Below are 25921 nucleotides of genomic sequence, written 5' to 3' on the forward strand. Positions count from 1 at the left end.
GCCGGAAATTGTCACGTCGGTGAGTAGCCCTGGCGAACGGCACGGCGAAAACTGTCCAACCCCACCCGAGCACAACCCGCCCACATCCCCCACCCAGGAAGAGCTCAGTCCCCCCACAGCGAGTCCGGAAAGCCACCACTGAGTTCCGCACCCAGAGACGAGTTGGAGCACCCATGCCCCAGCACGTGCCCTCCCCTCCCCCACCCTCGAACGCACTCGGGCGGGGGGACCCCCACCGCGCCGCACATCCCTGGGCGCCGCAGCACCTCTCGGCGCTCCCCCCACAACCGCGCCGAATCGTTTTCCTCGCCCACCGGGACCTGGACAACCCGGCGGCCGGCGGCTCCGAGCTGCTGGTCGACCGGCTCGCCGAGGGGCTCACCGCCCTCGGCCACCAGGTGACCCTCATCTGCGGCGGCCCGGCCGCCTACCGCGACTACCGGGTCGTCTCCGCCGGCGGCGAGTTCGCCCACTATCTGCGCGCCCGCGGCGCCTTCGCCCGGCAGGTCGGGGAGACCGATCTGCTGGTCGAGGTCTGCAACGGCATGCCCTACCTGGCGCCCTACTGGCACCACGGGCCCACGGTGTGCCTGGTCAACCATGTGCACACCGACCTGTGGAAGATGCGGTTCGGCGGGCCCCTCACGCCGGCCGCCCGGCTCGGCCGAAGACTTGAGCAGTGGGCGCTGACCGGTGCCCAGCACCGGAGTCTCATGGTCGCGGTCTCTCCGTCCACCGCGCACGCGCTGCGGGCGATCGGCGTCGAACGGGACCGCATCCGTGTCGTCCACAACGGCGTGGAGGAGCCCGGCCCCCGCGCCGACCGTTCGCCGGAGCCGCTGTTCGTGGCGGTGGGGCGGCTGGTCGAGTACAAGCGGATCGATCTGCTGCTCAGACTCTGGGAGCGGGTGCGGCCGGTCACCGGCGGCCGGCTGGTCATCGTCGGCGACGGACCCGAACGGGAGCGGCTTCAGCAACTCGCCGGTCCTGGCGTGGAGTTCGCCGGCCATGTCTCCGATGCCGAGAAGCACCGGCTGCTGTGCGCCGCCTGGCTGCTGCTGCATCCATCGGCCGTGGAGGGCTGGGGGCTGGTCGTGACGGAGGCGGCGGCGCGGGAGACGCCGACGGTCGCCTTCGACGTGCCGGGGCTGCGGGACTCCGTCGTGGACGGGGAGACCGGTGTCCTCGCGCAGGGCGAGTCCTCGTTCGCCGCGGCCTGGTGCACGCTCGCCCTGTCGGGCCGCCGCCGCGAGGCGATGGGCAAGGCGGCCCGTGACCGCGCGGCGCGTTTCCGCTGGCACCGCACCGTCAGACAGTTCCGCGCGGTGGCGGCAGAGGCGGTGAGGAGCTGGTCCCCGTGACCGGCCTCAAGGATCCCTCGATACGCCGCTCGGTCGCTCTCTTCCGTGCCTTCCGCCACGAACAGGACGACCCCGAGGGCTGTTACGGCCTGCTCGCCCGGGACGCCGCCGACCAGGTCGAGGCCTACGACGGGCCCGTCGCCGGGCGTACGGTCGTGGACGTCGGCGGCGGTGGCGGTTGGTTCACCGAGGAGTTCCGGCGGCGGGGCGCGCACGCGTACCTCTTCGAACCGGATCTACGGGAGCTCGGTGAGAAGCCCCCCGAGGGCGCCGTGATCGCGGACGGTTATCTGCTGCCGCTGGCCGACGGCGTCGCGGACGTCACCTTCTCCTCGAACGTGCTGGAACATGTCGCCGACCCGCAGACCTTCCTCAGCGAACTCGCGCGCGTGACCCGGCCCGGCGGCCTGATCTACGTGTCGTTCACCAACTGGCTGTCGCCCTGGGGCGGTCACGAGTGGGCGCCCTGGCACTACTTCGGCGCCGAGCGGGCCCGCGCCCGCTACTGGCGCCGTACCGGCAAGCCCGCCAAGCACACCCTCGGCGAGAACCTGTTCGCCGTCCACATCGGCACCACCCTGCGGCAGGTGCGCGCCCGCGACGACGTCACGGTCGTCTCGGCGCGCTCCCGCTACTGGCCGTTCCTCGCCGAGACCGTCGTGAAGGCGCCCGGCATCAGGGAGCTGGCCACCTGGAACCTCCTTCTCATCCTCCGGCGGTGTCCACCATGACGACGACCACGGTCCAGGCTCCCCCTCCGGCAGCCGTCCCCACCACCGCGGCCACCGCGGGTCCGCCCGAGGGACCGCGGTCGCGGCGCTGGCTGGCGGGGTTCTGGGCCGTGGTGTTCGTGCTGTTCCTGGTGGTGCACCCGGGGCGGCAGACCTTCGACACCAAGCTGGGTGTGACCGTCGACCCGGGAGCGTTCTTCTCCGACCTGGGGCAGTTGTGGCACGACCAGGGGTCCTTCGGCGGGATCCAGGACCAGTACGCCGGCTATCTGTGGCCGATGCTGCCGTTCTACTGGCTGGCGCACGTCCTGCATCTGCCGGTGTGGCTGGCCGAGCGGCTGTGGCTGTCGCTGATCGTGTCGGTGGCCTTCTGGGGCGCCCTGCGGCTGGCCGAGCGGCTGCGGGTCGGCAGCGGGGGATCACGGCTGCTCGCGGGCGTCGCGTACGCGCTGTGGCCGATGTTCACGATCGTCGTCGGCTCCACGTCGGCCGCCGCGCTGCCCGGTGCCTTTCTGCCGTGGGTGCTGCTGCCGCTGACCGACGAGCGCTACAGCGCGCGGATCGCCGCCCTGCGCTCGGCGCTCGTCGTGCCGTTCATGGGCGGCGTCAACGGCGCCTCCACGCTGGCCTCGCTGTTGCCGGTGGGGCTCTATCTGCTCTCCCGGCCGCCCGGTCCACGCCAGCGGAAGCTGATCGCGTGGTGGGCGCCGGGTGTGGTCGTGGCGACGGCGTGGTGGTGGATCCCGCTGCTGATGCTCGGCGTCTACGGCGAGAACTTCCTTCCCTATGTGGAGACTTCGCAGACGACGACGGCCACCATGTCGGCGACGGAGGCACTGCGCGGGGCCGGCAACTGGGTCGCGTATCTGCACTTCGGGCAGGCGTGGCTGCCGGCCGGCTGGACCGTCGCCGCGTCCGTGGTCGTCATCGTCTGCTCGGCGCTGGCGGCCGGACTCGGCCTCGCGGGGCTGGCCCGACGGGACATGCCGGAGCGGCGCTGGCTGGTGCTGACCGTGGTGTCGACCGTGCTGGTGCTGCTCGCCGGGTACGGCGGCGCGTTCGGCGCGCCCTTCCACGGGGTCGTGCAGGACTGGCTGAACGGCTGGCTGGTCCCCTTCCGCAACATCTACAAGTTCCAGACGGGCCTCGCCCTGGCGCTGGTGCTGGGCCTCGCCCATCTGGTGGGCGTGGCCGCCGAGCCGCGCGGTGCCCGGCCCGTGCGGGGCCGCGGGTTCGCGCCCCTGATCGCGGCGGTGCTGATCCTCCCGGGTCTGCTGTGGCCCTATCTGAACGGGTCGATCCTCAACCCCGGCTCCTTCCAGGAGTTGCCCAAGTACTGGAAGACCACGGCGAGTTGGCTGGAGAAGTACTCCCCCGACTCGCGTGCCCTGGTGGTCCCGGCCACCGCGCACGGCATCTACAGCTGGGGCTCCCCCATCGACCAGCCCCTTGACGTCCTCGCCAAGTCCCGCTGGGCACAACGGGATTACGTCCCCTTCGGCACCCCCGGCAACCGCCGCGCGATGGACGCGGTCGAGGACGCGCTGGCCTCCGGAAGCGATGTCCCGGGGCTGGCCGACTACCTGAGCCGGGCCGGTGTCTACTACGTCGTCGTCCGCAACGACCTCGACCCGAACCAGATCGGTGCGGTGCCGACCACGACCGTGAAGCGGACGCTGGAGCAGTCCGGGTATGTCCGGGTGACGGGCTTCGGGCCGGTGATGACGGGCGGGGTGATCGCCCATGACGCCCCGATCCAGGTGGAGGGGCTGTACCCGCGTCAGCGCGCGGTGGAGATCTACGAACCCGACAACAAGAACGTCCCGCGCCCCGGCCAGGCACATCTGCTGTCCGTGGCCGACACGGCCGTCGTCTCCGGCGGCCCCGAGGCGCTGCTGCCGCTCGCCTCCCAGCTGCGCGACCGGGCGACCGTACTGACCGGCGACAACACGCCCGGGCTCGGCACCCCGTCCCTGCAGATCGTCGGCGACGGACTGCGGCGCCAGGACACCCGGTTCGGGCTCGTCAGCGCCAACACGTCGTACACGTACACGAGTTCGGAGCGGAACTCGCCGGACGCCACTCAGGACGCCGGCAAGAAGCCGCACCAGATCCTCCCCACCAAGGGCCTCGACCACCAGACGGTGGCCCGGCTGCGCGGCGCCCGCACGGTGACCGCCTCCTCCAGCGGCAACTGGCTGTTCCACCTGCCCCAGTACGACCCCGTGAACGCCTTCGACGGCAACCCGGACACCGCGTGGACGGAGGGCGCGCCGGACACGGCGGACGGGCAGTGGCTGCGGATCGGCTTCAGCGGGACGTACGACATGCCGTCCTCGTTCAAGGTCACTCCGCTGCCGCAGGAGAGCGTGCGGTCGGCGGCGACGAAGGTGAAGGTGGAGACGGAGAAGGGGTCGAGGACCAGCTTCCTGCAGCCGAACGGCCAGACGCAGAGCGTCAAGGCGCCTGCGGGGGCCACCAGTTGGATGAAGCTCACGATCGTCGACTCGGTGGCGCGCCACACCGGTCTCACCGGGGCCGGCTTCTCCGAGATCGCCCTGCCGCACGTCCAGGTGACGCGAGTGCTGCGGCTGCCGACGGACGCCGACGGCGCCGACGCCTCGGCCACGGAGATCTCCCTGCACCGCACCCCCGACCCCACCGGCCTCTCCGCGACCGGCACGGAGAACGGGCTGCACCGCTCCTTCACCACGCCCACGGCGGGAACGTACACGATGAAGGCCGACGCGGTGCCGGTGACCGGTGAGGAGCTGGACACGCTGCTCTACCGGGTCGCCCCCGACCAGCAGAACCGCATCGTGGCGACCGCCGACTCCACGGCGGCCCTCGGCGCGGGTCTGACCGCGCGCAACCTCACCGACGGCGACCTGACCACCGCCTGGATCGCGGGCGACCGGCCCACCATCCACCTCGGCTGGAGCGGCAAACAGCCCATCGGGGAGGTCGTGCTGGCACCCGCCGGCGGGCTGTCGACCCGGGCCACACAGGTCGACATCAGCTCCCCGGACGGCGCGACGATCGCCGGCGTCGACGAGAACGGCGTGGTCCGCTTCGACCCGATCACCACCGACCGGCTGGACATCACGGTCACCAAGACGGCGCCGCTGACCCTGCACAACCCGGTCGCCGACGAGAACCTGCAACTCCCCGTCGGCTTCTCCGAGGCGTACGTCCCGGCGCTGGACCAGTACCGCACCCCGCAGCCGAGCGCGAGCCGTACCTTCTCCCTGCCGTGCGGACAGGGGCCGGACGTGGCGGTGGACGGGAAGCTGTACCAGACGGCCGTGAAGGGGACCGTACGGGACCTGACGCAGCGCCGACAGGTCGACGTGACGCTCTGCCAGCAAGGCCGCGAGGACGCCGAGTTGGAGCTGACGTCCGGCACCCACCGGCTGGAGGCGGGGGACGCGGGGCCGCTCGCGCTCACGGACGTCACACTGACCCGGGGCACGGTCGCGGCGCAGACCACGGCCGCGTCCCGTCAACTGACCGTACGGGACTGGCTGGGCGACCGCCGCGAGGTGACCGTCGGCTCGGGCGCGGCGACGTACCTGACGACGTACGAGAACTACAACGACGGCTGGAAGGCCACGCTGAACGGCAAGGAGCTCACCCCGGTCCGCCTCGACGGCTGGCAGCAGGGCTGGCGGGTCCCGGCCGGGTCGGGCGGCACGGTCAAGCTGTCGTACGAGCCCGCGACGACGTACAAGGCCGGGCTGATCGGCGGTGCGGTGGGACTGGCGGTGCTGATCGGCCTGGTCGTCTGGCGCCGCCGCGAACCCAACCCCGACCAGCCGCAGCAGGTCGCCCCGTTGCCGGGTTTGTGGCTCGGCACGGTGGCCCTGACGGTGGTGGCCGTGCTGATCGCCGGTTGGTTCGCCCTGCTCGTCCCGGCCCTGGCGCTGCTCGCGTACCGCCGGCACACCCTGCTCGTCCCGATCGCCTTCGTCGCCCTCGCCGGCGCCGGAATCGCGGCGGCGACGGGCGCCGGCGAGCCCCCGGGCGCGGGCCATGGCGCGTTCGGCCACCCGGCCCAACTCCTGGCCCTGATAGGCCTGTTCGCCGGCGTGGTCGCCGTACGCGAGCCGGACGAGGGCCCGGGCTCCACAGCGATCCTGCCCCCGGCGACAGCGGGCAGCGCGGCCGGCCTCACCACCGGAACGACACCGGGCTCAGAGGCACCGACCCAGACTCTCCCGAGGAGACAGCACCGAGAACTCGGAGAACGCGCCTCGGACGCGGAGCCACAACGGGAGAACGAGCTACGGGCTCCGGCCGAGCGGATACCGAAGTCCGGGCTGGGTGCCGAACCGTGGGCCGGAGGCGGCGGTGGGCATCGGGTCATGGAGGAGGGCGGTGCACGAGCGGAAGCCGGAGTAAGTGGCCAGCCGTGGGCCCAAAGCGGCGGTGCGCATCCGGCCGGCGACGAGGGCGCGGCACCTGTCAGCAAGCCGTCGGCCGAACCCGAACGCGGCGCGGAGCACCAGGGCGGACGGGAGAGCGCCGGTGAGCCGGGGCCGGTTGGGGCGGACGAGGCCGATTCCTCCAGTGCCGCCCCGCGTCCCGGCCCCGAACTGCCCCCGCCGCCCGCCTCCGGCCCCACCGTCTCCGCGCGCGGTCCCGGAGTCGTCGAGCCTGATCCGCCGACCACGCGGTTTCCGCCGCGTAAGCCGGGGGCGCCCACGGAGAAACAGGAGCCGGAGTCATGACCGCACTGGAGCATCCCGCACGCGCCGGCGGACCGGTGTGGCCGCCGGTCCGCATACCGTTCCCGGTCGTGGACGAGGTCGCCCGGCACTGCCTCCAGGAGGAGGAACCGGAGACGGTCCACATCGAGGTCCATCTCCCGGGCCGGCTCGACCGCGACCGGCTGCGGGCGTCCTTCGCCGAGGCCCTGCGCCGCCATCCGCGCATCCTGATGCGCGAGGCGCCGGGTCACTGGTACCGGCGCCGCTACGAGTGGGAGCTGACGCCGGAACCGGACGTGGAGGTGGTCACCTTCCCGCCGGGCGGACGCGGCGCGCTCCGGGACGCCCGCACCCGCGCGCTGACGACGGCCCCGCCCCTGACCCTGTCCCCACCGATCCGCCTGGAGGTGGTGGAGGGCCCGGGACCGGTGGAGGGCAGCGAGGCCACGGACGCGGTCGGCGAACCCCCCGCGACCACGCCCCGTCGGCCCGAAGCGGCCGCAGGCAAGGGCACCGTCCTCTTCCTCACCATCAACCACACCGCCCTGGACGGCCCCGCCTGCCTCCGCGTCCTCGCCACCGCCGCCGAGCTCTACGGCGGCCAGGACAACTCCCCCGCCGCACCCCCCGTCCGCGCCCCCGAATCCCCGCCGCCCACCGCCGAAACGCCCTCCAACTGGTCCCCGCCCGCCCGCGTGGCCCCCGGCACCCCCGAGCCGTCCCCCGGCAACGGCATGCTCGTCACCGACCTCCCCCTCCCCCACCGCCCCAAGGGCTCCCCCTACACGGTGAACGACCAGCTGATGGTCACCACCGCCCTCACCATCGCCCACTGGAACAGGGAACACGGCGCGGAGCCCCGCCCCCTCCGCATCACCATGCCCGTGGACGACCGCCCCAGGGACGCCACCATGCCCATCGGCAACGGCACCCGGCTGGTCGAAGTCCCCTTCACGCAAGAGGAGTTGGACGCCCACGGCGCCGCCGACATGCCGGGCCTGCTGAAGCGAACCGCGACCCGCACCCGCGCCCTCAAGTCCCTCCCCCGCCCCCAACTCGGCCACGGGGCAGCCCTGCTGACCGCCCCGGTCACCCCGGTGGCCTGGCGCGCGGCCCTCACCCGCGGGCTGCGCCGGGCCGCCGCCCCCTGGACCTCGACCACCCTGCTCAGCAACATCGGCCGCATCCCCTACCCCCTGGACTTCGGCGAGGAGGCCGGCCGCGCGCACGCCGTCTGGTTCTCGGCCCCCGCCCGCATGCCCCGGGGCCTCACCGTCACCACCGCCTCCACCGCGGGCCGCCTGCACCTGGCCCTGCGCTGGTCGCGCGCCCTGCTCAGCCACGGCGACGGCGCCCACCTCAGGGACCTGTTCGAGCACTACCTGCACTCGACGGAGGTCACCCCATGACGACCACCGCCCCCCGCCCCAAGGACCTCCGTGACTTCTACGAGGATCCGTCCGTCCCCGTCGCCTCCGGCACCCCCCGCAGCCTCCGCCAGGCCCGCATGCTCGCCGGCGCCCTCGGCCCGGCGACGGGCGGGGGCACCCCGCGCACCGTCCTCGACATCGGCTGCGGCGACGGCACGGCGGCCGCCACCGCGGCCCCCCTGCTCCCCGGCCACCGCATCATCGGCGTCGACTGGTCCCAGGACGCCCTCCGACGGGCCCGCGCCCACCTGTCGTACACCATCCGCGGCGAACTCACCGGCGGCGGACTGCCGTTCAGGACCGGCTCCGCGGACGCCGTGCTGTTCAGCGAGGTGATCGAGCACCTCGTCGACCCCGACGCGGCCCTCGACGAGATCCGCCGCGTCCTGCGCCCCGGGGGCCATCTCATGCTCTCCACACCCAACTTGGCGGCCTGGTACAACCGCGCCCTGCTGGCGGCGGGCGTGCAGCCGGTGTTCTCCGAGGTGAGCCTGCGAGGGATCCACGGGCGGCCCGGGACGGAGGTCGTGGGACATCTGCGGCTCTACACCGCCCGCGCACTGCTGGAGTTCGTCACCGCGTCCGGCTTCGAGGTCGTACGACTTGAAGGGGCCCCCTTCCACGGCGTACCGCGTCCCCTGCGCGCCCTCGACCGGCTGGCCTGCTCGAGACCGTCGCTGGCCTCGATCCTTCTGCTGCACGCGCGGAAGACCTAGGGGGCGCGCCATGTGGTGGGGAGTGATCGCGGCCCTGATGGCGAACACCCTGTACAGCCTCGGTTTCGTCCTGGAGAAGCGGGCCCTGACCTCGCTGCCCGAGGTGTCGATCCGACAGCCCGCCCGGCTGCTGCGGCTGGTGCTGGGCAGTCCGCTGTGGATCGGCGGTTCCCTGGCCCTCGCCTCCGGCTTCGGCGCACAGCTCGTCGTCTACCGGACGCTCCCGATCGCCGCCGCCCAGGGCATCTTCGTCTCCGGCCTGGTGCTCCTGGTGCTGCTCTCCGCCCGGCTGCTGGGCGAGGAGACCACGGGCCGGGAGCGGTACGCCCTCGGCGCGATCCTCGCGGCCCTGCTGATGGTCGTGCTCTCGCTCAAGGAGGGCTCGGACACGGTCAGCCGCAGCGCCCCGTACCAGCTGATCCTGTTGGTGTGCGTGCCGTCGCTGGCGGGTGGCGTGTGGCTGTACGGCGCCGCCGAGCGCCGTTCCCGGCACCGGCACCGCGCGCCGACGACCGGCGTGGAGTACGGCGTGGCGGTGGGTCTGCTGTACGGCGTCAGCTCACTCGCGATCAAGGGCGTGTCGAGCTACCTGACCACAAGTGGGCTGGGGGTCGCGGTCGTTGACGTACTGCGCTCTCCGTATCCGTACATCCTCATGTTCACCGGCGCGTTCGGCCTCGTCATGTCGCAGGCCGCGCTGCAGCGGTGCCGGGCCTCGCTGATCGTGCCGGTGTGCACGACGGTGACCTGTCTCTACACCGCCGTGATCGGCACGTTGTCGTTCGGCGAGGCGCTCCCCCACGACCCGCTGCGCCTCGCCCTGCGCCTCGCGGGTACCGCGCTCGCCGTCTCCGTCCTGCTGGCCATGCCCAAGCACGACACCGCACCACAACAACCCCCCATCGGTGCCAAGGAGTTGACACCATGAACCCCGACGACCCGCTGCTGCGGATCCTGGCCTGCCCGCTGGACAAGGGCCCGCTGCACCTGCTCGTACCGGACGGGCCGGCGGCCGAGGAAGCCCTCTACAACCCGCGCCTGCACCGCCGTTACCCCGTCGTCGACGGCATCCCGCAGCTGCTGCCCTCCTCCGGTGAGCAGGTGTCGGACGACGAGCACGAGGCTTTGCTGAAACGGATGGCCCAGTGACCGATTCCCGCACGGTGGCCGCCCGGCTGGCCCCCCTCCTTCCCGTCCGCCTGGTCGCCGCCACCGCCCGGGCCGTCTACCCGCGCTTCGAGCCCGAGCTGGCCCGTCTCGGTGAACTGTGTCCGGCCGACTGCCGGACGGCCGTGGACGTCGGCGGCTGGTACGGCCCCTGGACCCGCCGTCTGGCGAGACGGGCCCACCGGGTGGTGACCGTCGAGCCGGTCCCGCACCTGGCCCGGCTGCTGACCTCCGCCGCCCCGCCGAACGTCCGGGTCGTCCAGGCCGCCGCCTCCGACCGCCCCGGCATCGCCCGGCTGTGGCTGCCCCCGGACGACGCGGGCGACCGGGGTGTGTCCTCCCTGGTCCGCCGGGACATCCACGCCCGCGCCCTGGACGTCCCGTGCGTCACCCTCGACGAACTCGGCCTGCGGGAGGTCGGTTTCATCAAGATCGACGTGGACGGCAACGAACTGGCCGTCCTGCGCGGCGCTACCGGTGTGCTGTCCCGCGACCGCCCGGCGCTGTTCGTGGAGTTGGAGTCCCGCATCCAGCCGATCGCCCCGGTGGTGACGTACCTGTCGCTGCTCGGCTACGACGGCTGGGTGCTGCCCGGCACCAGCTGGGTCCCCCTGGCCCGCTTCCCCCTGGAGGCCCACCAGGCGTCCGTCCAGCACGTCGTCGCCCAGGGCCTGCTGGGCCGCGTCCTGCCCTTCCGCAGCCACCCCCGCTACGTCAACTCGGTCCTGTTCCTCCCGGACGGCCGCCGCCCCGGTGTCAGTGGCCTGGGCGACCATGGAGGACATGCCGTCCGCGAAGCGCCCCGCTAGTCCCTTCACACCCCTCGACTTCCAGCTGGTCCTGCTGCGCCGCATGGCCGACCACAACCCGGACCTGGTGGAGGACGCCCGGCACACGCTGGGCGTCTCCATCGCGGACATGCGGGAGGCCAACAAGCGCTGGCAGGCGATGCTGCGCTCCCCCCGATCCCGTGCGGCCGCCTCCCGCTACCGCTCCGTCCTGGGCGCACCCGAGTCGGTGGTGCAGCGCCGGATCGGCGACCTGGACTGCGAGGCCCTGCTGTGGCCGGTGCCCCTCTGGCCCGACCTGCGTTTCGAGGTCCTGCTCGCCCCCAACGGCGCGGTCTGGAACGAGTGGCTGGTCCGCGCGCCGCACGCCCAAGGACCGCTGCTCAGGACCATCGCCGACCTGACCCCCTGGTCCTGCACGGTCGACGAGACCGCCCGCGCCTTCGCCCCCGCCCGCCCCCTGGAGGGCACGGCCCCCACCCGCTGGGGCCTGGCGTTCACGGCCCCGGACGAGGAGGGGACACGGCGGGAGGTGGTCGCGGAGTTCACCTGGGGCCTGCTGCAGCGGGTGACCGTCAACGGCTGAGCCGCCGGCTCACCCGCCGGCCGCCTCCAGCACCGCCGCCACGACCTTCTCCACCGACCCCGGATGCAGGAACAGGAACAGGTTCGGCTCCACCAGCTCCAGTTCCATCACCCGCGGCTGCCCGTCGTCCCCGTCCACGAGGTCCACGCGCGCGTACAGCAGCTCCGGCGCGTCCGGTACGGCGGCCAGGGCGCGTTCGGCGACGGCGAGTTCGGCCGGGGTCGGCGTCCAGGGCTCCAGGTCGGGGTGGGGCACCTTGTCGGCGTCGTAGGCGGCACCGGGTTCGAGGACGGCCCGCTTGCGGCTGGCGTGCAGCAGACGGCCGCCGAAGAACTGCAGCGCGCGCTCACCTCCGGTGTCGATGGCCCGCATGTACGGCTGCACCATCGCCGTGAACCCCTCCTCGTGCATGCGCGCGAGATGCCGTACGGCCTCCTCGTGCTGCCCGGGCGTGTAGCGCGCGGCATACCGGGCGCCCGCGCCGGAGGTGGGCTTGACGACGTACTCGTGGTCCTCGGGGAGGTCCGGGGCGTCGCCGGGGGCGAGGTAGCGGGTGGGGACGACGGGCACGCCGGCCGCGGCGAGGTCGCCGACGTACCGCTTGTCGGTGTTCCAGCGCACCACCTCGGCCGGGTTGGCGAGCCGGGTGGCCGTGCCGCACTTGTGCGCCCAGGCCACGAACTCGTCCGCGCGCCAGCTGTAGTCCCAGGTCGAGCGGATGACGACCAGGTCGTACGCGGCCCAGTCGGCCTCGGAGTCGTCCCAGCACACGGCGTCCGCCTCGGCCCCCGCCTCGCGCAGCGCGGCCAGCAGCACGGGCAGGTCGCGGTCGCGATTGGGCTGGGGCCGGGAATCGTAGGTGGCGAGGGCGATGCGGGGCACAGGGGACTCCGTTCGGGTGCGGGACGGACCATCGCAGGCTAACCAGGACGGCCACGACCACGGCAACCGGTTTGACCTTCCCCCTCGGGGAAGCCCCAGCATCGGGGCGGGGAGCGAAAGGGGCGGGGATGGAAATGACATGGGATTGCTGACGATCGGTGCCTTCGCCAGGGCCTCCCGGCTGTCCCCGAAGGCGCTGCGCCTGTACGACGAGCTGGACCTGCTGCGTCCGGCCCGCGTCGACCCGGACACCGGCTACCGCTACTACGCGCCCGACCAGCTGGAACAGGCCCGGCTGGTGGCCTGGCTGCGACGGCTGGGGATGCCGCTGGCCCGTATCCGCGAGGTGTGCGCGCTACGGCCGGCGGAGGCGGCCCGGGAGATCCGCGCGTACTGGTCGCGGGTGGAGGCGGAGACGGCGGTACGGCGGGACCTCGCCGCGTTCCTCGTCGAGGAGCTCCTGCGGGAGCCGGGGAAGGACACCGACATGCTGGAACTGCGCTACTCCGCCCACTCCCACCCCGGCCGGGTGCGCCCCGCCAACCAGGACACGGCGTACGCGGGGGCGCGGCTGCTCGCGGTGGCCGACGGTTACGGGCCGGCCGGGGCACCCGCGAGCAGCGCGGCTGTGGCGGCCCTGCGCTTCCTGGACACGGACGAGCTGCCGGCGGGGGACGTCCTGAACGTGCTGGAGGAGGCGGTGCGGGCCGCGACCGAGGCGGTCCGTGACGTGTCCGACGGCGCCGACGAGAACGGCACCACCCTGACCGCCCTTCTCTGGACGGGATCCCGGCTCGCCCTGGTCCACATCGGCGACTGCCGCGCCTACCTGCTCCGCGACGGCGGGCTGTTCCGGATCACGCACGACCACACGATGGTCCAGTCGCTGATCGACGAGGGCCGTCTCACCCCGGAGGAGGCGACGGCCCATCCGCAGCGCGCCCTGCTCCTCAAGGCCCTCACCACCGGCACCCCGGACCTGGGGCTGCACGAGGCGAGGCCCGGCGACCGCTACCTGCTGTGCTCCGACGGCCTCCCCACGGTCGTCCCCGACGCCCGCGTACGTACCCTCCTGGCCGGCGCGCGGACGCCCGCCGAGGCGGCCCACGGCCTGGTCACGGAGGCCAACGCGGCGGGCGGCCCGGACAACGTCAGCTGTGTGGTGGCGGACGTGGTGACGGTGTAGGCGCCCGCACCCGGTCCGTCACTCGTGGGTAGGGTCCAGTTCTGACCGGACTCAACGCTCGCGTGCACACGGACAGGAGATCGCGTGTCCTCTCTCTTCCCGGCCCTGGAGAGCCCGGACGGGCAGGTCGCCCTGCGGTTCGGCGACCGGTCGATGACGTATGCGGAGCTGGCGGGCGCGACCGGTGCCCTGGCGGCGCGGCTGCCCGCCGGCAGCCGGGTCGCGGTGTGGGCCACGCCCGCGCTGGAGACCGCCGTCGCGGTGGTCGCCGCGCTGCGCGCCGGGGTGGCCGCGGTGCCGCTCAACCCGAAGTCGGGCGAGAAGGAGCTCGGGCACATCCTGTCCGACAGCGCACCGGTCCTGGTCCTGGCCGCGCCCGGCGACGAACTCCCCTCGCCGGTACGGGACCTGCCGCGCCTGGATGTCGAGGTCACCGGCGCCGGCAGCACGCTCCCCTCCCCCGCCGTCGCCGACGAGGACCCCGCCCTCGTCGTCTACACCTCCGGCACCACCGGCCCACCCAAGGGCGCCGTCATCCCCCGCCGGGCGATCGCGCACACCCTGGACGCGCTCGCCGACGCCTGGCAGTGGACCGGCGACGACGTCCTCGTGCACGGGCTGCCGCTGTTCCATGTGCACGGCCTGGTGCTGGGCATCCTCGGCCCGCTCCGGCGCGGCGGCTCGGTCCGGCACCTGGGCCGCTTCACCACCGAGGGCGTGGCGCACGAGCTCGACAACGGCGCCACCATGCTGTTCGGCGTACCGACGATGTACCACCGCATCGCCCAGGCCCTGCCGGAGCAACCGGAGCTGGCCCGGGCGCTGGGCCGGGCCCGGCTGCTCGTCTCCGGTTCCGCGGCCCTCCCCGTGCACGACCACGAGCGCATCACGGCGGCGACCGGACAGCGGGTCGTTGAGCGCTACGGCATGACGGAGACGCTGATGAACACCAGCGTCCGGGCGGACGGCGAGCCGCGCCCCGGCACCGTCGGCCTGCCGCTGCCGGGCGTGGACCTGCGCCTCGTGGAGGAGGACGGGACGCCGATCACGGCGTACGACGGCGAGACCGTGGGCGAGATCCAGGTGCGCGGCCCGAACCTCTTCACCGGCTACCTCAACCGGCCCGACGCCACCGCCGGGGCCTTCACCGCCGACGGCTGGTTCCGCACCGGCGACATGGCGGTGCGCGACCCCGACGGCTACGTCCGGATCGTCGGCCGCAAGGCCACCGACCTGATCAAGAGCGGGGGTTACAAGATCGGCGCCGGGGAGATCGAGAACGCGCTGCTGGAGCACCCGGGGGTCCGGGAGGCGGCGGTGACCGGGGAGCCGGACGCGGACCTGGGCGAGCGGATCGTGGCCTGGGTGGTACCGGCGGATCCCCAGTCACCCCCGCCCGACAGCGAGTTGGCGGATCATGTCGCCCGCCGCCTCGCCCCCCACAAGCGCCCCCGAGTCGTGCACTTCCTCTCCTCGCTCCCCCGCAACGACATGGGCAAGATCATGAAGCGGGCCCTGACCCGTGACTGACACCGAACGCCTCTCGGCCCGAGAGTTCCTCGCACTGCTCACGGACCCCGCCACCTTCACCGAACTCCCTTCCCCCACCCGGGAGTCCGCCCCCGACGGCCCCCTCGCCTGGCAGGGTTACGACGCCTCACGCGCCCGCGCCGCCGAGCGCACCGGCGAGTCGGAGTCCGTGGTCTGCGGCACCGCGAGCGTCCTGGGCACCCGGGCGGTGCTGATCGCCTTCGAGTTCGGCTTCCTCGGCGGCTCGCTCGGCGAACGCACCGGCGACCGGCTGGAGGCGGCGTACGGCCACGCCCGCGAACAGGGTCTGCCGGTCGTCCCCCTGGTCGCCACCGGCGGCAGCCGCATGCAGGAGGGCATGCTCGCCCTGACCCAACTCCAGCGCGTGGCCCGTCAGTCGGCGCTCACGCGAGAGGCCGGACTGCCCCAGATCGCCGTTCTGCGCGACCCGACGACGGGCGGCGGCTGGGCCACCCTGGGTGCCGGTGCGGACATCGTCCTCGCGCTCCCCGATGCCCAGGTCGGCTTCGCCGGCTCCCGGGTGCGTCCACCCGATGCGGACCCGTCGGCGTACACGGCGGAGGCCCAGGTGGCGAACGGCGCGGCGGACGTGGTCGTACCGGCGACGGAACTGCGCGAAATACTGGGCCTGTGGCTGCGGTTGCTGACGGACGGGGGGAAGCGGCGGGGGACGGGCGGGCGTGCCTTCGGCGGGGTGGGTGACACACCAGTACCCCGGTCCGGCACCGAGCCCGCCCCCGTGCCCCACGCCCTGGGTGCCGGCGACCTCCCACGCACCGGCTGGGAGGCCGTACAACGGGCTCGTTCGCCTCAACGCCCGCGCGCCGAAGCGTACTTGGACGCATACTTCACCCGTCGCCTCGCTCTCAGCGGTGACCGGTGCGGTGGCACCGATCCCGGGATGCTCTGCGGGTTCGGCGAACGGGACGGTCGTACCGTCGCCTTCGCCGCGCAGGCCGGCACCGCGACCCGGCCCGCCGGCTACCGCACCGCCGCCCGGCTGATCCGTCTCGCGGACCGGCTCGGGATCCCCGTCCTGACCCTGGTGGACACCCCTGGCGCCGCGAATGACGCGGAGGCCGAGCGACAGGGCGCCGGGGCGGCGATCGCGGAAGTGTTCGGCGCGGTGGCCGCCGCCCGCACCCCGATCACGACCCTGGTCATCGGCGAGGGCGGCTCCGGCGGCGCGCTGGCCTTGGCGGCCCCCGGCAACACCTACGCCACCCCGGACGGCTACTTCTCCGTCATCGCACCGGAACTCGCGGCCGCGATCCTGAAACGCCCACCGCAACAGGCCGAACCGACCGCCGACCAACTCCGCATCCGCCCCCAGGACTTGGTGGACCTGGGCGTCATCCGCGGCATCTCGGGGCCGCCACCGCGCGGCCATGGGATGTGAAAGGCGTAAAGGAAACCGTCATTGTCGGTCCCTCGGCGCGGACCGGAACCAGCGGCCTTTATTTCTTCTTTACATGTTTCTATATACCGCAAAACCCCCATTCAGCCGCACCCCACCCGGCCCCCTCCAAGCGGCGCCGCCACTCCCGCCCCCGCACGATTCCAGTGAGGCCCGCCGCTCGGCGGGCCGAGGAACGAGGTCCGCCCACCCGGCGGTCCCCACGGTCTGTGCTCTCGGGAGGACCCGCCATGACCGCCAGTCTGGAGCAGCTGCGCCGCTGCCATTTCGCCGTAGACCTGGGGGCGGCCCGGACCCGCGTCTACGTGAAGGGCACCGGACTTGTCGTCGACCAGTCCTCCGCAGCCGCCGTGAACACCAGGACCGGCGCCCTGATCGCCGTCGGGGATTACGCGGAGAAGATGACGGGCCGCACCCCGCACTACATCCGCGTCGTCCGCCCCGTCTCCGGCGGCACCGTCGTCGACATCGAGATGGCGCAGCGCATGCTCCGGCACCTGCTCGGCGACAAGGTCCGCCGCACCCTGCGCCGCAAGCCCTTCCTGCGCGCGGCGGCGTGCACCCCGCACGACGCCGATCCGCTCGCCCAGCGGGCCGCCATCGAGACGCTCGTCGGGCTCGGCGCCCGGCGCGTGGAGCTGGTGGACACCCTCATCGCCGCCGCCGTGGGGTGCGGGCTGCCCGTGGAGCGCCCGGAAGCCACCATGATCATGGTGTGCGGGGCCGCGGCCACCCAGGTGGCCGTGCTGTCACTGGGCTCCATCGTGACCGCCGAGCGCATCCCCGTGGGCGGTGAGGCCGTGGACCACGCCATCGTCCAACATCTGCGCCACGAGCACGAGTTGATGCTGCCCAGCCAGTCCGTACGGCCCCTGCAGCTCGCCCTCTCCGGCAACGGCCTCACCCTCCAGGGGCCCGCCTCCACCGAGATCCACGGACGGGACGTCGCCACCGGCCTCGCCCGTTCCGTGCGGGTCGACACCGCCGCCGTACGGGACGCCATCGAGACACCCCTGACCGCCGTGCTCGACGGCATCGGACGCGTCCTGCGCGACTGCCCGCCCGACCTGGTCGCCGACCTCGCCGACCGCGGAATCATGATGGTCGGCGGCTCCGCCCTCCTCCCCGGCCTCGACCAGATGCTCCGCGCAGCCACCGGCATGCCGGTGCACATCGCCGAACGGCCGGACGTGTGCGCCGTACAGGGCCTGGGGTACATGCTGGAGGGCAAGATCGAGCCGCTGGTCCTCGACCCGCTGGCCGCCTGAGCCTCGAGGACCCGGGTCCACCATGGGCCACCCGGCCCCGGCGGTGACCGGATGTGAGCCGGTGCGCCCCGTGCGCGCCATGTCGCCCTGGGCTAGGGTGTATTCACCGATGGTGACGGGAGGGGACGCTCCGTGACAATCCATACCACCCAGTTCCTCGACGCGGCGGCCGCGGCCCCCCGCCTCAGCGTCACCCGCATCGGCGTGACCGGACACCGCTCGATCCCGCCGTCCGTCCTGCCCTACGTCCGGTCCGCCCTGCGGCGCGAATTCAGTGCCGGGGGCGTCGAGTTGGAGGCCATCAGCAGTCTCGCGGCCGGCGCCGACCAGCTGTTCGCGGACATCGCACTGGCCCACGGCGTCCCGGTGACGGCGGTGATTCCGGGCATGGACTACGAGGCCCATCTGGGCGACGCCGAGACCCGCAACACGTACCGCAGGCTCCTGGGCTCCTGCGCGACCCGCGTCGACCTGCCCCTCCAACCGACGCACGAGGAGGCGTACTTCGCGGCGGGCCGCTGGATCGTGGACCACTCCGACCGCCTGATCGCCGTCTGGGACGGCCGCCCGGCCCGCGGCCCGGGCGGCACGGGCGACATCGTGGCGTACGCGCGGCGCACGGGGGTGCCGGTGACGGTGCTGTGGCGGGACGGCGTGCACCGGGACTGACGTGCACCCGCTGTCCCCTGCCACCGACTGCCGTCGATTGCCCTCAACTTCCGAACCGCACCAGCCACTCCGTGTGCGCCGGTGACATCAGACGCTCCGCCTCCCCCACCGCGTCGGCCCACCCCGCCTCCGTCACCGTGGTGGACATCGCGATCCGGGCCGTCTCCAGGTCCTGTTCGATGAGGGAGTGGGCGTGGGTCAGCGGTCCGTGCCGCCGTACCTCCTGCCAGGCGACGCCCGCTGCCGCGGCCGCGCTCAGCAGTCCCGCGAGGTCCGCGCCCCCGATCAGTCCGAAGGCACGCAGCATGGCCGTCGTCAGCGCCAGCAGGGTCAGGACCGCGGTGACGGCCGACCAGCGGGCGGCGGCGCGATGCGCCCGCGAGGCCCGGTTCTTGTACCAGACGGTCTGCTCCAGGAGCCGGTCGCGCAGATAGATGTCCCGGCGCGCGGCGAACGACTTGGCCCGTACGGCCCGCATCTGCGGAGTGATCTGCCCCTCGCCCCGCTCCCACGGCCCGCCCCGGGAGTCCTCCCAGCCGCAGCTGCGCAGCTCCCGCAGCCGCTCCTCCAGCCGCGCCGCGAACACGGCGTCCGGGTCGGCGACCCGGGAGTGGAAGGGGCCGCCGTGCACCATGTACTGCCAGGCCAGCGACTTCAGCACTTCCGCCGCCGCCCGGTGCGCCTGCCAGTGGGCCCGGGAGCGGCGGCGCGAGGTGCGCAGCCCGAGGGCGATCGTCGCCGCGTACAGCGCGGCGGCGCACACCGTCCACACATGCCCGGAGGCACGCTCGGTCAGCGCGGCGGCCGTGGTGGCCAGGAGAAGCACGATGAGGTGAGTGCGGACGGCCCGGAACGATTCATTCTGATGACGAAGCGCCCACTGGTCACTCACCCGGAACAGCGGTGGCAGATCCTGAGCGCTCAGTGTCGTGCTCGGTACGGGAGATGTCGCAGCTCCCATGAAGCCCCCTGAGTCCACTGCGCGCCCCCGAGTCTCCGCGCGCCCCCGGCTTCCAGCGTAAAAAGTGAATGCGTACGGAAGCCAGTCCCGCGCGGCGGAGGTTCGCGACAGCCGTCAGCGCCCGAACCAGCAGCGCACCGTCGTCCCCTCGTCGTCGCTGTGCAGGCGGACCAGGTCGGCGACCAGGTTGACCAACAGCAGGCCGCGGCCGCCGCGTTGGTCGCGGGAGGCGGGGCGGCGGCCGGCCAGGGGGTCGGTGAGGCGGCCGGCGTCCCGCACCTCGCACAGCACCGAGTCGCCCTCCGCCCACACCCGCAGCGAGCCCGAACCGCCGCCGTGCACCACGCTGTTGGTGGCCAGTTCGGCGGCGACCAGGGCCAGGTCCTCGAGCCGCGCGGACGGGAGGCCCAGCCGGGCGGCCTCGGCCACGGCCAGGTGGCGCACCTCGCTCAGGGAGGCGGCCCGGACGGCGAACACCGGGGCGTCCGGGACCGGCGGCAGGGGTTCGTTGTAGCGGGCGACGATCTCGCCGGGAGCGTACGCGCTGCTGTTCTCCGCCGCGCCGGAGCCGCCGCGCACGAGGGTGGGGTGTGGCGTAGGCGTCGGCGATGACCTCGGGGGCCAGCCGCCGGGTGTCGTACGGGCACAGGATGGTCGCCGTGCGACCCTGGAAGGCGGCGTTGATCAGCGCCTCGTGCTGGACGCAGGCGGGGTACTCGGTGGCGCTGCGGCCGGCCCAGATCGGCTCGCCGATGATGTGGGCGCGGGTGCCGGAGGGCTGGGCGTCGGTGAAGGCCCGCAGCACGCCGGGGATGATCCGGCCGGGGTTGCGGCCGGCCTCCCGCATGTCCAGGAGCCGCACGCCGTCGGCGTCGGCCCCCAGGCCGTCGCGGATCAGCCGGAGGTTCTCCGTCGGCACGGCGACGGCGACCGGTTCACCGGCCTCGAGGGCCGCCCGCACGAAGGGGACGGTGCCCTCCAGGTACTCCCGCTCGTCGGCGTAGAAGAGCGCGGGGTGGACGAAGGGGGCGTGGGGCTCGGTCGTGACGGTCATGGCGTGTGCACCTCGATCGCCGGCAGCCCGGGCCAGAACATGTCCAGCAGGCGGCGCAGGGTCGGTGGCGGTTGCTGCAGCACGATCCTCCTGCCCTCCTCGAGGTTCTCCGCGGCGGACGCCAGCGCGCCCGCTCCAGCCACGTCGACGAAGGTCACGGCCGACAGCTCCAGCCGGTACACCCGCCCGCCCTCGCGCACGGCCCGCTCCAGGGCCCGCTCCCAGTCGACGCGCGTCACCAGGCCCACTTCGCCCGCCACGCGCAGCCCATCACACCCCGGCAGCGAGGACACCGTCAGCCGCGGCGGTGAGCCCTCGGCCGGGCGGGGAGCCCGGTTCCGGACACCCACGCGGTCTCCTCTCCCACCACGGGCTTCCGTACCCTACCTTCCGTCTTCTGGACGATTGGGGGGTACCCGCGACACGCGCCGGTCATTCCCCGCCCACTCCCCCGCTCGTACCCCGTCGCGGGGTATACACCGGCACGCTTCGGGCAGGCGTCTGTCAGCACCGCCGGGTCCCCGCGGAGTTCCGGTACAACCTCGCGGCCACACCCGGTGGCGATCGGTGACTCAACGTCGAGACGACTGTCGGGAGCGGCGAGGCGGACATGACCTCTGCGGCACACACACCTCTCGGAGGGCGGTTGAACACCCTGGTCATCGACGGCCGTGTGGTGGAGGGGCACGCCGTGCTCACTCCGCACGGCGAGCTCGTCAGGGGCTGTGCGGACACCCTGGCCAGGAAACTGGAGGAACTCCCGGACCGGGTCAGCGGGGTCGATCTGGACATGACGGACGTCGTCTTCATGGACACGGCAGGGCTGCAGTTCCTCGACCTGCTCGACGCCTACGGCCGGCGGCACCGCGTCCCGGTGCGGGCCACGCGCTGGAACGGGCAGCCGCGCCGGATCCTGGAGCTGGTCGGGCTGGACACCGAGGACCCGCTGCGGCACGCGTCCGAACCGACGGCGGAGCCGCGCACCACCTCCGCGGTCGCCTTGGAGCGCGCGGAGCAGCTGGACGAACTACGGGTGGAGATCGAGCAGTTGCGGCAGGCGATCGTCTCCCGCCCGGTCATCGACCAGGCGCGCGGCGTGCTGATGGCCACGCACGGCTGCACCTCGGAACAGGCCTGGGACATCCTGCGGGAGGCCTCCCAGCACTCCAACACCAAGCTGCGCGCGGTCGCCGCCGCGGTCGTGGCCGTGGCGGAGTCCAAGGGCCCGCCTCCCCCGGAGGACGTGCGCCGAGCCCTTCGTACGGCGATCTCGCGCCGTCTGCACGGCAGTTCATGACGGCCGTCAGTACGGCAGGATCCGGCCCGAGGGTGTCCTGCGGTCGATGGTGGTGTCGCGGGGCGTGCTGGGGCGGCGGTTGACGCGGACGCGGATCTGGCGGTTCATGACGCCTCCTCGGGCCTGGGAAGTCCCTCCGGCTGACGTGAACCAGCCTGGTCCCCGCGCCTTCCCGGCACATCGTGCCCACGAAGTCACCTGTCCTAACTCCCCGGCAGGAGACGGTGCATGACCCGCTACTCCCCGGGGAGGAGGGCGACCCCGAGACAGCCCGGCCCTCACCGGCCCTCACCGTCACCGCGCGGTCCGCCCTGGCCCTGCGAAACCCCACCCCTCACGGCAACGAAACGGAATGGAGCGGGCGAGCTCGAACAGCCCAAACGAAACCGAACGAAATAGAGCAGAAACAGAACAGAAACAGAACGGGATGCAGGACGATCATTCCCACACGATCTCCGCGAAACGGCCACCCCGAAAGGCCCCCACCGCATCTTCCCCCACCCCGCCCCCGAAGGCGCACACTGGAGGCCCGCCCGGAGGGCGCCATGTGCACACCCCGTCTGTCCCTACGGCTCCCGCGCCTCCTGCAGCTCCCCCGCCGTCCCACCCCATCCCGGCCGCCCCGCCCGGCCCAGCTACGGGCCCTGGTCGCCGTCCTGGACGAGGCGGTGGCCGCGCAGTCGCCGGCCGACGCGGCGGTGGCCGCCTGCGGCGAACCGGGTCCCGTCTCCTGCCTCACGGCCCGTGCCTGCGGCCGCCAGAGCATCGCCCTGCACCGTCTGCGCACCCGCCTGCAGGATCTCCATCTGACCGACCCGGACCTCGCCCTGGCCCAGGACCGGGCCGCACGTCTGCTGGCCTACGACCTGTGGATGCTGCGCGAGTCCCTGAACCTGGCCTTCACGGTGCACCCCGACCCCCGTACCGAGGCCGCGCGGCTGCGCCTGAACGGCCTCGGCCGTCACGCCGACGACCTGCGTCGCCTGCGTGACGGCCTGCGCGACGGTCTGCGCGCCGAGGTCAGCTGAGGCCGAGCGAGGACAACGCGGTGGTCCAGTCGCTCGCGATGGCCGCCCGCGCGTCGTCGAGATCCACCGTGCCGTTGCACACGGCCTTCTTCAGCTTGTTCTCCACGGAGTCCTTGCTCGCGGCGGTCCCGTCGCCGTAACGGGGCTCGGGCCAGAGGTTCTGCTCGCTCTTGGGCGCGCCGCCGAGTTCGAGCGGCACGAGGTGGTCCTCCTCGTAGTCGGACGTACTGGTGTCGTCGTAGCCGTACTCGGCTATCTGCTTGACCTTGAGCGCGTTGGTGTACGAGGTCGACGGCCGTACGGTGGCGGTCCAGCCGGACACGCAGATCGTGGAGTCGATGGTGGCCTGAGTGACGTCGGGGTTGTAGGCGCCGGGCTGGCAGGTCGGGTCCGGCAGCGGCAGATAGTCCTGCGAGCAGCCGGCGGCGTGGGCGGCGGAGCCGGCGCTGAGGATCAGTCCGGCGACGCCGAGGCTGAGGGACGTGGTCGTGGCGGTGAGGCGGCGCGTGGCACGCATGGGGGTCTCCCACGATCGGCCCGGGTTGTCCGGGCAGTCGTGGGCATGACAGCACTCTTACGGTCTATGCGGGTAGAACCGTTGGCCAAAGAATCAACTACCTCGCCCAAGCCTTACCGCGCCATGGCCCTCGATTGCCCAATGCCTGGGAACTCCTTGGGCGTTGGGCAACCCACTGGCAACCAGTCCGCCAGGAGCTCGCACGGCCGGCCCGGCGGGACCGACGGGCCTACGGAGAGGTGTTCAGCGTGCTCGGCCCGCCCGCGGACGGCGTGCTGGACGTCGACGTGGCCGGCGCCGGCGGCGAGGCCTCACCGGAGTCGGCCTGGGCGACGACGACTCCGATCACCGCCGCGGTCACGGCCGTCAGCGTGATCAACCACCACATCCCGATCGGTTTCGCGTGAGCGGCCATGGCACCCTCCTTCGACGCGAGCGTAGGCGTGTCGGCGAGCTCTGGCCCGCCTTTTCCCAACACTCGACAACCGCACCACCCCACCGCCGCCCCGGCCCCGCCCCCGCCCGGGCCGGATACGCCGTTGATCGACATGTCATCAGCGCCTAGGTTCCAACGTCATGACGAACGTACGCATCGGCGTGATGTACGACCGCGACTGGGCCCCGGAGGACCTGCCCGGCTTCGCCCGGCGGGCCGAGGAACTCGGCGTGGACGACCTGTGGGTGGTGGAGGACCTCGGCTGGAACGGCGGGGTGTCGGCGGCGGCCGTGGCGCTGGCGGCGACGGAACGCGTCCGGGTGGGCATCGGCATCACTCCCGCGCCCCTGCGCAGCCCGGCGCTGCTGGCCATGGAACTGGCCACCCTGGCCCGGGTGTTCCCCGGCCGGCTGGTCGCCGGGATCGGTCACGGCGTCCCGGAGTGGATGGCCCAGGCGGGCGTCGCCCCTCGCTCCCCGCTGGCCCTGCTGGAGGAGACGATCACGTCGGTACGGACCCTGCTGCGAGGCGAGCGCCTGGATCTGGCGGGCCGGGAGGTCCACCTGAACGAGATCCAACTCGTCCATCCGCCGGCCGAGGTCCCGCCGGTCGTCGCCGGCGTCGTACGCCCCCGCTCCCTCGAACTCTCCGGCCGGGTCGCGGACGGCACGGTGATCACCGAGGGCCACGGCCCCGCCGACCTGACGAACGCCCGCGCGCTCGTCTCGAAGGGCGGCGCGCCGTCCGACCACACCCTCACGGTCCTCGCCTTCGCGGCCGTCGGTGACGACCCCGACGAGGTGGCCCGCGCCCTGCGTCCCCACGTCGAGGGCCACGCCGCCTGGCTCGGCCGCCCGCAGGAGGAGGTCTTCACGGTCTCGGGCCCGGCTCCCCAGGCCGCGTCCCGCATCCACGACCTGGCGACGGCCGGCGCGAACACGGTCGTCCTGCGCATCGCGGGCGCGGAGCCCCTACGGCAGCTGGAAGCCGTACTGGCCCACCGCTGACCGGACCCACCCCGGTCGGTTCACCCCTGCGCCAGGACGGCGACCCCACCGGCCACCAGAAACAGCCCACCCGCGATCGCGATCCCGGCGACCACGGCGAGAAAGGCGGGCCGAAGCACAAACGCGGACGCCGGCGCGTCGGCGGCCCCCAACTGCCGCCGCCGCAGCCCAAGCGCCCGAAACCCGGCGAGCACACCGATGAGCCCTGTGATCAGGTACGACATTCGTCAGCCCTCCAGGCTGTCGGTGGGAAGACCGGGATGTCGGCGACTGGATTCACGGTCACGGCCTCGGTCACGAGTGGCGGAGCAAGGACTCCGCCTCGGATTCACGGCCGGACAGCCGCCCGGCCTCCCGGATCTGATCGGCTGTCATGGACGGCGCCATCCTGATCGCCTCATGGATTCCATCGCCGTTGCCCCGGTCGAGCATGGCGAGAAACCAGCGCACCGCCTGTACCGGATCCGCTTCGCAGCCGATGCCGTCACGGTAGCGGCGGGCTGCTGCGAACATCGCGGGAGCATGTCCCGATTCCGCGGCCTTGACATACTGCACGAGGGCTTCGCCGTCTTCGCCCTTCTTGGCCAACTGGTCACCCAGCACGGCGCATGCCTCGGGTATCCCGAGTTCGGCAGCGGCTTGCAACCGGCGCCAGAACTCTCGGAAATTCCGCGGCCCACCGACACCCTGAAAGTGATTGACCGCCAGATTGAAGGCGGCGTACCCGTCGCCGGCGTCGGCCGCTGCCCGGAAAAGGGCATTGGCCCGCGCGGGATCGCGGGCCACACCTACGCCGTTGGTCAGCATGAATCCCAGCTCACGCATTCCCTCGACGACGCCCGCGTCGGCGGCCTCGCCGAACAGGCGGGCAGCACGGGGCAGATCATCCCGACGATCCAGCAGAATCGCGGCAAGCAGTGCCTTCGCATCCGCGTTTCCCTGGGCCACCGCGGACTCCAACCCGGGAACGAGCGCCGAGATGCCCTCCCCGACACCCACCGCTCCACGGCGTTTGGCGTGGAAGTACCAGTTCCCGGCACTGACCAGGTCGCCCTGCGACCGCGCGGCCTCCGCACGCCTGATCAGTTCGACCACGGAGACACCGGCCGGAAACAGCCGCCAGTCCAAAACGCCCTCACTCACCCGTGCCTCCGAAGTCA

The 25921-nt window shown here is 72.9% G+C and carries 25 protein-coding genes and 1 pseudogene; 18 read left to right on the forward strand and 8 right to left on the reverse strand.

The features are described from left to right. The first annotated feature begins 173 nt into the window (after positions 1-173). The 9 genes from ACWCQ1_RS22630 to ACWCQ1_RS22670 are packed head-to-tail and all read left to right on the forward strand — an operon-like array spanning position 174 to position 11488. The gene (locus ACWCQ1_RS22630) at positions 174-1361 is read left to right on the forward strand and encodes a glycosyltransferase family 4 protein (protein ID WP_133041204.1); all 1188 of its coding nucleotides are present in this window, start codon (positions 174-176) and stop codon (positions 1359-1361) included. After that, positions 1349-2092: a class I SAM-dependent methyltransferase gene (locus tag ACWCQ1_RS22635; protein ID WP_451027238.1), complete on the forward strand. Its 744-nt coding sequence runs from the start codon at positions 1349-1351 to the stop codon at positions 2090-2092. Before ACWCQ1_RS22630 ends, ACWCQ1_RS22635 begins: the two co-directional genes overlap by 13 nt. Next, a complete protein-coding gene (locus ACWCQ1_RS22640; RefSeq protein WP_451027208.1) occupies positions 2089-6822 on the forward strand; it encodes an alpha-(1->3)-arabinofuranosyltransferase domain-containing protein in 4734 nt (1577 codons plus the stop codon). Before ACWCQ1_RS22635 ends, ACWCQ1_RS22640 begins: the two co-directional genes overlap by 4 nt. Next, entirely contained in the window at positions 6819-8210 is a 1392-nt protein-coding gene (locus ACWCQ1_RS22645) for a condensation protein (protein ID WP_451027209.1), read from the forward strand. The genes ACWCQ1_RS22640 and ACWCQ1_RS22645 overlap by 4 nt, the downstream gene beginning before the upstream one ends. Further along, positions 8207-8947, forward strand: a complete 741-nt coding sequence (locus ACWCQ1_RS22650; protein WP_358593518.1) for a class I SAM-dependent methyltransferase — start codon at positions 8207-8209, stop codon at positions 8945-8947. Before ACWCQ1_RS22645 ends, ACWCQ1_RS22650 begins: the two co-directional genes overlap by 4 nt. A 22-nt stretch (positions 8948-8969) precedes the next feature. Beyond that, the gene (locus tag ACWCQ1_RS22655) at positions 8970-9875 is read left to right on the forward strand and encodes a hypothetical protein (protein ID WP_451027239.1); all 906 of its coding nucleotides are present in this window, start codon (positions 8970-8972) and stop codon (positions 9873-9875) included. Next, positions 9872-10096, forward strand: a complete 225-nt coding sequence (locus ACWCQ1_RS22660) for a Trm112 family protein (protein ID WP_133041199.1) — start codon at positions 9872-9874, stop codon at positions 10094-10096. Before ACWCQ1_RS22655 ends, ACWCQ1_RS22660 begins: the two co-directional genes overlap by 4 nt. Next, complete coding sequence (locus tag ACWCQ1_RS22665) at positions 10093-10923, forward strand: FkbM family methyltransferase (RefSeq protein WP_451027210.1); 831 nt, start codon at positions 10093-10095, stop codon at positions 10921-10923. The genes ACWCQ1_RS22660 and ACWCQ1_RS22665 overlap by 4 nt, the downstream gene beginning before the upstream one ends. Continuing rightward, entirely contained in the window at positions 10898-11488 is a 591-nt protein-coding gene (locus tag ACWCQ1_RS22670; protein ID WP_358593516.1) for a hypothetical protein, read from the forward strand. Before ACWCQ1_RS22665 ends, ACWCQ1_RS22670 begins: the two co-directional genes overlap by 26 nt. Before the next feature lie 9 nt (positions 11489-11497). Here ACWCQ1_RS22670 and ACWCQ1_RS22675 read toward each other — a convergent pair whose 3' ends face one another. Beyond that, positions 11498-12370, reverse strand: a complete 873-nt coding sequence (locus tag ACWCQ1_RS22675; RefSeq protein ID WP_358593515.1) for an ATP-grasp domain-containing protein — start codon at positions 12368-12370, stop codon at positions 11498-11500. A 139-nt stretch (positions 12371-12509) separates the two neighbouring features. Between ACWCQ1_RS22675 and ACWCQ1_RS22680 the strand changes: the two genes are divergently transcribed. The 5 genes from ACWCQ1_RS22680 to ACWCQ1_RS22700 all read left to right on the forward strand — a co-directional run bounded on the left by ACWCQ1_RS22680 (position 12510) and on the right by ACWCQ1_RS22700 (position 18461). After that, the gene (locus tag ACWCQ1_RS22680) at positions 12510-13556 is read left to right on the forward strand and encodes a MerR family transcriptional regulator (protein WP_451027211.1); all 1047 of its coding nucleotides are present in this window, start codon (positions 12510-12512) and stop codon (positions 13554-13556) included. Between the two features lie 84 nt (positions 13557-13640). After that, on the forward strand, positions 13641-15086 hold the full coding sequence (locus ACWCQ1_RS22685) for an acyl-CoA synthetase (RefSeq protein WP_451027212.1): 1446 nt from the start codon (positions 13641-13643) through the stop codon (positions 15084-15086). Next, positions 15079-16506 carry a carboxyl transferase domain-containing protein gene (locus ACWCQ1_RS22690; protein WP_451027213.1) on the forward strand — a complete coding sequence of 476 codons (1428 nt, stop codon included), beginning with the start codon at positions 15079-15081 and terminating at the stop codon, positions 16504-16506. Before ACWCQ1_RS22685 ends, ACWCQ1_RS22690 begins: the two co-directional genes overlap by 8 nt. Positions 16507-16754: 248 nt before the next feature. Beyond that, positions 16755-17792, forward strand: a complete 1038-nt coding sequence (locus ACWCQ1_RS22695) for a rod shape-determining protein (RefSeq protein ID WP_133041193.1) — start codon at positions 16755-16757, stop codon at positions 17790-17792. A gap of 132 nt (positions 17793-17924) precedes the next feature. After that, positions 17925-18461 (forward strand): hypothetical protein, encoded by a 537-nt coding sequence (locus ACWCQ1_RS22700; protein ID WP_358593510.1) that lies wholly within the window; start codon positions 17925-17927, stop codon positions 18459-18461. A gap of 43 nt (positions 18462-18504) precedes the next feature. Here the strand turns inward: ACWCQ1_RS22700 and ACWCQ1_RS22705 are convergent, their stop codons facing one another. The 4 genes and pseudogenes from ACWCQ1_RS22705 to ACWCQ1_RS22720 form a co-directional block, all read right to left on the reverse strand. Next, on the reverse strand, positions 18505-19422 hold the full coding sequence (locus ACWCQ1_RS22705; RefSeq protein WP_133041192.1) for a DUF4231 domain-containing protein: 918 nt from the start codon (positions 19420-19422) through the stop codon (positions 18505-18507). 114 nt (positions 19423-19536) lie between these two features. Further along, on the reverse strand, positions 19537-20001 hold the full coding sequence (locus ACWCQ1_RS22710; RefSeq protein WP_451027214.1) for an ATP-binding protein: 465 nt from the start codon (positions 19999-20001) through the stop codon (positions 19537-19539). Further along, a pseudogene (locus ACWCQ1_RS22715) lies at positions 19976-20476 on the reverse strand (anti-sigma factor RsbA family regulatory protein); the annotation flags it as partial. The gene ACWCQ1_RS22710 and the pseudogene ACWCQ1_RS22715, both read right to left, overlap by 26 nt. Then, a complete protein-coding gene (locus ACWCQ1_RS22720) occupies positions 20473-20826 on the reverse strand; it encodes an STAS domain-containing protein (RefSeq protein ID WP_451027215.1) in 354 nt (117 codons plus the stop codon). The pseudogene ACWCQ1_RS22715 and the gene ACWCQ1_RS22720, both read right to left, overlap by 4 nt. A gap of 260 nt (positions 20827-21086) precedes the next feature. Here ACWCQ1_RS22720 and ACWCQ1_RS22725 point away from each other — a divergent pair, with 260 nt between their 5' ends. Both ACWCQ1_RS22725 and ACWCQ1_RS22730 read left to right on the forward strand, forming a co-directional pair. Then, positions 21087-21773 carry an ANTAR domain-containing protein gene (locus ACWCQ1_RS22725; protein WP_133041189.1) on the forward strand — a complete coding sequence of 229 codons (687 nt, stop codon included), beginning with the start codon at positions 21087-21089 and terminating at the stop codon, positions 21771-21773. Positions 21774-22318: 545 nt separating this feature from the next. Continuing rightward, positions 22319-22801: a hypothetical protein gene (locus tag ACWCQ1_RS22730; RefSeq protein WP_358593507.1), complete on the forward strand. Its 483-nt coding sequence runs from the start codon at positions 22319-22321 to the stop codon at positions 22799-22801. Here ACWCQ1_RS22730 and ACWCQ1_RS22735 read toward each other — a convergent pair. Continuing rightward, positions 22794-23318 (reverse strand): hypothetical protein, encoded by a 525-nt coding sequence (locus ACWCQ1_RS22735; RefSeq protein WP_133041188.1) that lies wholly within the window; start codon positions 23316-23318, stop codon positions 22794-22796. The genes ACWCQ1_RS22730 and ACWCQ1_RS22735 overlap by 8 nt on opposite strands. 248 nt (positions 23319-23566) lie before the next feature. Here ACWCQ1_RS22735 and ACWCQ1_RS22740 point away from each other — a divergent pair, with 248 nt between their 5' ends. Beyond that, positions 23567-23725 carry a hypothetical protein gene (locus ACWCQ1_RS22740; protein ID WP_165954715.1) on the forward strand — a complete coding sequence of 53 codons (159 nt, stop codon included), beginning with the start codon at positions 23567-23569 and terminating at the stop codon, positions 23723-23725. Positions 23726-23894: 169 nt separating this feature from the next. Further along, on the forward strand, positions 23895-24761 hold the full coding sequence (locus ACWCQ1_RS22745) for an LLM class flavin-dependent oxidoreductase (protein WP_133041187.1): 867 nt from the start codon (positions 23895-23897) through the stop codon (positions 24759-24761). A 20-nt stretch (positions 24762-24781) separates the two neighbouring features. Here the strand turns inward: ACWCQ1_RS22745 and ACWCQ1_RS22750 are convergent, their stop codons facing one another. Together ACWCQ1_RS22750 and ACWCQ1_RS22755 are read right to left on the reverse strand one after the other, a co-directional pair. Next, positions 24782-24985, reverse strand: a complete 204-nt coding sequence (locus ACWCQ1_RS22750) for a hypothetical protein (protein ID WP_133041186.1) — start codon at positions 24983-24985, stop codon at positions 24782-24784. Positions 24986-25055: 70 nt separating this feature from the next. Further along, positions 25056-25904, reverse strand: a complete 849-nt coding sequence (locus ACWCQ1_RS22755; RefSeq protein ID WP_358593506.1) for a tetratricopeptide repeat protein — start codon at positions 25902-25904, stop codon at positions 25056-25058. Between the last annotated feature and the right edge of the window lie 17 nt (positions 25905-25921).

It is taken from the genome of Streptomyces sp. NPDC002144 (genome assembly GCF_053593695.1).

What these genes read in the sequence shown, in the direction of transcription:
- ACWCQ1_RS22630 (WP_133041204.1), top strand. Translation starts at nt 174, where the DNA reads ATGCCCCAGCACGTGCCCTCCCCTCCCCCACCCTCGAACGCACTCGGG.
- ACWCQ1_RS22640 (WP_451027208.1), top strand. Translation starts at nt 2,089, where the DNA reads ATGACGACGACCACGGTCCAGGCTCCCCCTCCGGCAGCCGTCCCCACC.
- ACWCQ1_RS22645 (WP_451027209.1), top strand. Translation starts at nt 6,819, where the DNA reads ATGACCGCACTGGAGCATCCCGCACGCGCCGGCGGACCGGTGTGGCCG.
- ACWCQ1_RS22650 (WP_358593518.1), top strand. Translation starts at nt 8,207, where the DNA reads ATGACGACCACCGCCCCCCGCCCCAAGGACCTCCGTGACTTCTACGAG.
- ACWCQ1_RS22660 (WP_133041199.1), top strand. Translation starts at nt 9,872, where the DNA reads ATGAACCCCGACGACCCGCTGCTGCGGATCCTGGCCTGCCCGCTGGAC.
- ACWCQ1_RS22670 (WP_358593516.1), top strand. Translation starts at nt 10,898, where the DNA reads ATGCCGTCCGCGAAGCGCCCCGCTAGTCCCTTCACACCCCTCGACTTC.
- ACWCQ1_RS22680 (WP_451027211.1), top strand. Translation starts at nt 12,510, where the DNA reads ATGGGATTGCTGACGATCGGTGCCTTCGCCAGGGCCTCCCGGCTGTCC.
- ACWCQ1_RS22695 (WP_133041193.1), top strand. Translation starts at nt 16,755, where the DNA reads ATGACCGCCAGTCTGGAGCAGCTGCGCCGCTGCCATTTCGCCGTAGAC.
- ACWCQ1_RS22705 (WP_133041192.1), bottom strand. Translation starts at nt 19,422, where the DNA reads ATGGGAGCTGCGACATCTCCCGTACCGAGCACGACACTGAGCGCTCAG.
- ACWCQ1_RS22725 (WP_133041189.1), top strand. Translation starts at nt 21,087, where the DNA reads ATGACCTCTGCGGCACACACACCTCTCGGAGGGCGGTTGAACACCCTG.
- ACWCQ1_RS22730 (WP_358593507.1), top strand. Translation starts at nt 22,319, where the DNA reads ATGTGCACACCCCGTCTGTCCCTACGGCTCCCGCGCCTCCTGCAGCTC.
- ACWCQ1_RS22735 (WP_133041188.1), bottom strand. Translation starts at nt 23,318, where the DNA reads ATGCGTGCCACGCGCCGCCTCACCGCCACGACCACGTCCCTCAGCCTC.
- ACWCQ1_RS22745 (WP_133041187.1), top strand. Translation starts at nt 23,895, where the DNA reads ATGACGAACGTACGCATCGGCGTGATGTACGACCGCGACTGGGCCCCG.
- ACWCQ1_RS22750 (WP_133041186.1), bottom strand. Translation starts at nt 24,985, where the DNA reads ATGTCGTACCTGATCACAGGGCTCATCGGTGTGCTCGCCGGGTTTCGG.